This window comes from Acidovorax sp. KPB24-07, from assembly GCF_057543315.1.
Window position 1 is genome coordinate 1 of record NZ_BAAJYS010000278.1, and the last position, 4,455, is coordinate 4,455.

At 69.9% G+C, this 4,455-nt stretch carries 5 protein-coding genes; 1 reads left to right on the plus strand and 4 read right to left on the minus strand.

The genetic code is table 11. The features are described from left to right. A partial coding sequence (locus AC27IQ_RS19190) for a GGDEF domain-containing protein (RefSeq protein ID WP_487090430.1) occupies window positions 1–1,431 on the plus strand: 1,431 nt, incomplete at its 5' end. Window positions 1,432–1,536: 105 nt separating this feature from the next. Here the strand turns inward: AC27IQ_RS19190 and AC27IQ_RS19195 are convergent. From AC27IQ_RS19195 to AC27IQ_RS19210, 4 genes are all read right to left on the minus strand, one after another. Further along, complete coding sequence (locus AC27IQ_RS19195; RefSeq protein WP_284409993.1) at window positions 1,537–2,241, minus strand: riboflavin synthase subunit alpha; 705 nt, start codon at window positions 2,239–2,241, stop codon at window positions 1,537–1,539. 115 nt (window positions 2,242–2,356) lie between these two features. After that, window positions 2,357–3,718 (minus strand): esterase-like activity of phytase family protein, encoded by a 1,362-nt coding sequence (locus AC27IQ_RS19200; RefSeq protein ID WP_487090431.1) that lies wholly within the window; start codon window positions 3,716–3,718, stop codon window positions 2,357–2,359. 98 nt (window positions 3,719–3,816) lie between these two features. Next, window positions 3,817–4,056 carry a hypothetical protein gene (locus AC27IQ_RS19205; protein WP_272566466.1) on the minus strand — a complete coding sequence of 80 codons (240 nt, stop codon included), beginning with the start codon at window positions 4,054–4,056 and terminating at the stop codon, window positions 3,817–3,819. Window positions 4,057–4,168: 112 nt separating this feature from the next. Further along, on the minus strand, window positions 4,169–4,455 hold a 287-nt coding region (locus AC27IQ_RS19210; RefSeq protein WP_487090432.1), incomplete at its 5' end, for an EamA family transporter.

The window sequence follows — 4,455 nt, forward strand, 5'->3', positions numbered from 1 at the left end:
CTCGCCGCCAAGATGGCGCTGGCCACGGCCCGGGCGGGGGTGGATCAGGTGGTGGCGCAGCCGCGCGAGGCGCGGGCGCCCGAGTCGATCCGTTCGGCCGTCTACGGCATGGTGGCGATCGTGCCGCTGCTGGCCCCGGTCACGAGCAGCCTGGCCAATGCCGCGCGGCAGCACTACCCGGCCCTGGCCGATGACGTGCAGGTTGCGCGCCTCGCGGCCGAACTGCGGGAGTTCGCAGGGCTGCTGGGCTCGCATTTCACGGCGGCGCTGGCGCGCCAGCAGCCGTTCACGGCCGAGGAGCGCCGGGCCATCGAGCAAACACGCGGGCGCATCGCGCAGCTGCGTTTCCTGATCGAGCTGCGGCTTTCGGTGCCCGAGCAGCCGCGCCCCATCGCCCAGGCGTGGCAGACGGTGCAGCAGCGCTACTTCCGCGATACCGGGCCGCTCATCGACCGCATGATCGCTGCCGGCGAGGGCAACGGCCGCTACGGGCTGGACGCCGCGGGCTTCGCGGCGCTCTACGTGCCCGACATGAACACCATCTTCGATGTGCGCGACACGCTGCTCAACCAGCTGCGCGAGCGCGCCAGCGCCGAATACACCCGGGCCGTGCGCATGCTCGGCCTAGTGGCTGCGGGCTCGGTGGTGCTGCTGGCGCTGCTGCTGCTGGCGCTGTCGATGGTGGACCGCCGCGTCCTGCGCCCGCTGGTGCAGACTGCGCGGGCGCTGAAGGCGCTGGCCAATAACGACCTGGATGCGCCCCTGCCCCAGCCCGCCGCCAACGACGAAATGGCCGCGGTGATCCGCGCCGCGCGCGAGCTGCAGCTGCAGACCCGCCAGCGCGAGGCCCTGGAGCGCGAGCGCAACAGCCTGATCGCGCAGCTGCGCGAGCAGTCCAACACCGACTTCCTCACCGGCCTGCCCAACCGGCGCGCCTTCTTCGACGCGGCGGAAAGCGTGCTCGCGCAGGCCCGGCGCCATGGCTTCGGCGTGGTCATCGTCATCCTGGACGTGGACCGCTTCAAGATGCTCAACGACCAGTGGGGCCATGCGGTGGGCGACCAGGCGCTCGTGTCGGTGGCGCGCGCGCTGCGGGCCGAACTGCGGCTGGGCGATCTGGTGGGCCGCTTCGGCGGCGAGGAGTTCGTGGTGCTGCTGAGCCACTGCGACCCCGCGCACGGCGTGCGGCTGGCCGAGCGCCTGCGCGAGGTGGTGGCGAACCTGCAGCTGCTGCTGCCGGCATCGCCCGAGCCGCTGCGCGTGACGGCGAGCTTCGGCGTGGCCGATTCCGGCCGCCACGGCCTGGTGCTGGACCAATTGCTGTCCGAGGCCGACGCGGCGATGTACCGCGCCAAGGAAACGGGCCGCAACCGCGTGGTGCTGGCCGAGCCCCGGGCGGACACGGGCGCCGGGGAGCTGGTCATTCTTTGACGTGTCCAGGCGTTTGCTATTGAATTAATAGCGATACGCCCTAGTGGAATATGTGCTGAAGCCCGTTTTGATGCCGGGCTGCCACACCCGGAGCCCGGTGGCCCTTCAGCGCGGCAGCACGGGCGGCTGCACGAAGTCTTCGAGCGACAGGCCCTTGTCGCGCAGCAGCGCCTCCAGCACCGGCTGCAGGGCCCCCAGGCTTTCCTGCACCGCCTCGCGCACGGTGTCCACCACCACCTGCGTGCTGCGCTCGATCTCGATGTTGAGGCGGTCGCCCGCCTGCTTGTGCTCGAACACCGTGGCGCGGCGCGTCTCGGGGATCAGCCACACCTCGAACCAGCCCTCGGCGCGGTTCACCTCGGAGACCGTCAGGCTCGCGCCGTGGATGGCGATGTAGCCCTTGGCGAAGATGTACTTGCGAAAGGCGGGCGGAATGTCCACGCGCCACACGCGGTTGTTGTCCGACTCGCGCACCGACTGCAGCGTGGTGGCGAAGTCGATGTGGCCCGACAGCGGGTGCCCGCCGATCTCGGCGCCGTCCCTGGCCGCGCGCTCCACGTTCACGCGGTCGCCCACGGCGTAGCTGCCCAGGGTGGTCACGTTCAGGCTCTGCAGCACCACGTCGAACGCCGCCGCGTTGGGCGGCAGCAGCTCGGTCACCGTGAGGCACACGCCATCCACCGCCACGCTCGCGCCCACGGCGAGGTCCTGGCAGAAGCCGGGCGGAAAATCGATGATGAAGGTCCGCAGGCCTTCGCGGTCATGGATGGCGGCGAGGGCCGCCGTGGCTTGGACGATGCCAGTGAACATGCGTGTGGATTCCCGGTGCGTGGAAAAAGGCCGCCGGGGGCAGCGCCGCGCAACCGGGTGCCCCGAGGGTGCGGCGATTTTGCCACCCGGGTCGGGGCCCGCCGCCTGCAGGGTTTCAGCGCGCGCGCAGCAGTTCGCCCACTTCCAGCAGCACCAGCTCGTTGTCGTCGGCCCGGTTGGGCTCGCGGCTGGAGCTGAACGGCAGGTTGTTGTCGTTGCCCACCACGATGTGCGTGGCGTCCACCACGTCCACGTTCTCGATGGTGAAGAACGGGAAGGCGAGCACGCCGTTGTTCAAGGGCTTTCTCGCCAGGCGCTGCGGGTCCTGGATGTTCAGCAGGTCGATGTAGCCCACCTTGCGCAGCTCGGCGCCGGCGTTGGCATCGGTCAGCTCCACCTTGTACACGCGCTTGAACTTCGCCAGGTCGTGGAAGCAGTCGGTGCGCTTCTGGCCCTCGGGGCAGGCCTTGTCGGCCGTGCCCTCGCCGTTGTCGCGTTCGATGATCAGGCCGGTGTTCTCGTCGATCATGTTGAAGTCGCCGATGGCGTGGTGGTTGGCCTCCAGCACGTACTTCCAGTGGCGGCCCGTCCACTTTTCCTGCTTCACGTCGAACTCCAGCACGCGCAGGTATTGCTTGCCGCCTTCCACCGCTTCGTAGGCCTTGGCCGATTCGTTCCACACCGGGCCTTCCAGCAGCGCGTAGAGCTTGCTGCCGTCCCTGGACGATGCCATGCCTTCGAAGCCCTTGGAGCGCTTGATCTCGAAGGCCGGCGCCTTGGCATCGGGCGCGCCCGCGGCGGCGATGGCCGGGTGGTCGGGCGAGCGCACGACCTTGCCGTCCACCTGCGTCTCGAACACGGCCAGCACGCGGCCGGACAGGTCGGCCTTGATGAGGTAGGGGCCGAACTCCTCGCCGATCCACAGCGCGCCGCCGGCGAACTGGAAGCTCTCGGGATCGAAGTCCGAGCCGGTCAGGTAGCGTTCCTTCGTGCCCTCTTCGGCGATGCGAAACGGCACCTTCTTGTCCGGGTCGTGCAGGAACACCGTCTTCTGGCGCTTGAACTGGCCGCTTCGGAAGTCCACCGTGTAGTGGTTCAGGTACAGCATGAAGTCCGGCGAGTTGGCCTTGGCCCCCGCGCCGTTGTCGGTCAGGATCCAGAACGACCCGTCGGCCATGCGCTTGATGCCCGAATGGCCCTGCGCGGGCTGGCCCTTGAACGGCAGCGATACGCCCGTGGGCCGGCCGGCGGAGATGCCTTCCACGCTGCCCAGCTGGTCCACGCGCTGCGGCGTGGTGAACTTGCCGCTGGTCTGCAGATCGGCCGGGGCATCCTTGGGCGCGGGAATGAAGGTCTGCGCCGGCAGCACCGCATGGCCGGCGAGCGTGGCGGGAAAAGCCTGCTGGGCGTGGGCGGGCAGCAGGGCGGCGGCGCAGGCCAGCAGGGCGAAGGGGGCGAGGCGGAAAGAGGGCAGCATGCGATGGCTTGTGGCGAACGAAAACCGCAACGATGCCGGCGCGCCGTTACAGGGCCATGACGGCGCAGGGCCGCGCCCGTGCGCGGCGCTTTCCAGCGCTACTTCTGCGGCAGGGCCGCTTCCAGCCGCTGCATCTCTTCCTCCAGCGTGCCGCGGCTGCGGAAATGGCGCTGGGCCTGGTCGTACCAGTATTCGGCGTCTTCCAGGTCGCCTTCCTGCAGATGCACGATGCCGTGCAGCCAGGCGCCCAGCGGCGTCGCATCGTCCTGCACCTGCTGGTGGGCCTCGTTCCAGCGCCCTGCGCGCAGGTGCGCCAGGATGTCGCGAAGGTCGGTCATCGGAAAGCTCCTTGTGGGGGTCGGCGCCACCACGGCGGCTCGGGGCGGGCGCGTTGGCTGCCGGAGTATCGCCGTGCAGTGTCGCGGTGCAATGGGAGCTTCGAGCCGGTGATCAGCCCGCGCGCTGGCGCGCGAGCGTCCACCACGCCGCCCCCACGATCAGCGCCCCGCCCAGCCATTGCACCGGGCCCAGACTCTCCCCCAGCCACAGCACGGCGAACAACGCGCCCCAGGCCGGCTCGGTGCCCATCAGCAGGCCCACGCGGCTGGGGGCAGTGTGTTTCAGCGCCCAGTTCTGCGCGATGAAGGCGAACACCGTGCAGCCCAGCACCAGGTACAGGCTCGCGGCCCAGAAGGCGCCCTCGGCCGGCAGGGCGGGCAGCCGCCCGGCAGCGACAC

What these genes read in the sequence shown, in the direction of transcription:
- AC27IQ_RS19205 (WP_272566466.1), bottom strand. Translation starts at nt 4,056, where the DNA reads ATGACCGACCTTCGCGACATCCTGGCGCACCTGCGCGCAGGGCGCTGG.
- AC27IQ_RS19200 (WP_487090431.1), bottom strand. Translation starts at nt 3,718, where the DNA reads ATGCTGCCCTCTTTCCGCCTCGCCCCCTTCGCCCTGCTGGCCTGCGCC.
- AC27IQ_RS19195 (WP_284409993.1), bottom strand. Translation starts at nt 2,241, where the DNA reads ATGTTCACTGGCATCGTCCAAGCCACGGCGGCCCTCGCCGCCATCCAT.